At 68.7% G+C, this 1027-nt stretch carries 2 protein-coding genes and 1 pseudogene; all 3 read right to left on the reverse strand.

The window, feature by feature from the left end; genetic code table 11:
• Positions 1–485: pseudogene (locus tag WA788_RS35345) on the reverse strand (thymidylate synthase); the annotation flags it as partial.
• 47 nt (positions 486–532) lie between these two features.
• On the reverse strand, positions 533–793 hold the full coding sequence (locus tag WA788_RS35350; protein ID WP_335984570.1) for a helix-turn-helix transcriptional regulator: 261 nt from the start codon (positions 791–793) through the stop codon (positions 533–535).
• Positions 794–855: 62 nt separating this feature from the next.
• Complete coding sequence (locus WA788_RS35355; protein ID WP_335984572.1) at positions 856–978, reverse strand: hypothetical protein; 123 nt, start codon at positions 976–978, stop codon at positions 856–858.
• Positions 979–1027: the final 49 nt, after the last annotated feature.

Below are 1027 nucleotides of genomic sequence, written 5' to 3' on the forward strand. Positions count from 1 at the left end.
GCCAGGCACGCCATGTCGGGGTTGGACTCCGTCCCGGCCAGCTCGTCGGCGGTGAGTACGGGGATGAACGCGCGCTTGCTGTCGGTCTCCCGCCGCAGCAGCTCCAGCACCCGGTCGAACGGTGCCACGTCGTTGCCGGGGGCCGGAGAGAAGATCCGCGCGCCGTACGCCGACCCCAGGATGGTCACGCCGTCACGGGAGCTGGAAGCCATCGACGGGGCGTAGTGGCCGATCATCTCCAGGTCCCGCCGCCCCGCCAGGTACCACAAGGCTTCGGCGAAGTGGAACACCGGATTGGCCTTCCGTGCGGCCAGGTACGGCAACCGCTGTCGCGGATCAGCGATACGGACGCCGACGCCGATGATCTCCCGGGCCGCGTTGCCGCGCGGCGCAATGCGGAACTCCGGCGCGGCCGTCGCTTGGCGCAGCAGGGCCACGTAGGCCGACTCCAGGTCGGCGTGGAGCGAAGGAGATAACTCTGACACGGTGACACTCCAATCACATCGGAGGTGAAGGACGTTGTGGTCAGCCGTCAGCCGTCAGCATCGGCAACGACGTCCCCGCGCTTGCGTTCCAGGACCACGAGTGGGCAGTTCAGCGGCTGGGCGATCTTGATCAGATTGGCGGGCGTGGCGTTGCGCCGGCCTGACTCGATGTCGCCCATGAGCTGCTCGGAGATCCCGACCCGAGCGGCCAGGGCACGCTTGGTCAGCCCCTCCCTTTCGCGGGCCCACGTGACGGCCGCCGGTTCCTGGCAGAGCCTTCTGGGCCGAGTCCCAGCACGTTGTGGCATCCCTGCTCCCAAGCTGTTCAATCGCCGGCATCACGCCGGCGGTTTGTTGTACGGCTCCTGCATCAGGGGGCGGGTTGGCTGGCGATGGCCAGGCCGAGGACGAGTCCGCAGGCGAGGGCCAGCAGCGCGATCAGGGCGATGCCGGTCCAGCCGGCGATGAGGGCGATCTTCCAGTGGCGGATCACGGGAGATCGGTCTTGCTCTCGTTGTCGGCGGGGGTCGCGGGGTGGTGGG

The organism is Streptomyces sp. CA2R106 (genome assembly GCF_037034245.1).
In the GTDB taxonomy this organism is placed as follows: Bacteria; Actinomycetota; Actinomycetes; order Streptomycetales; family Streptomycetaceae; genus Actinacidiphila.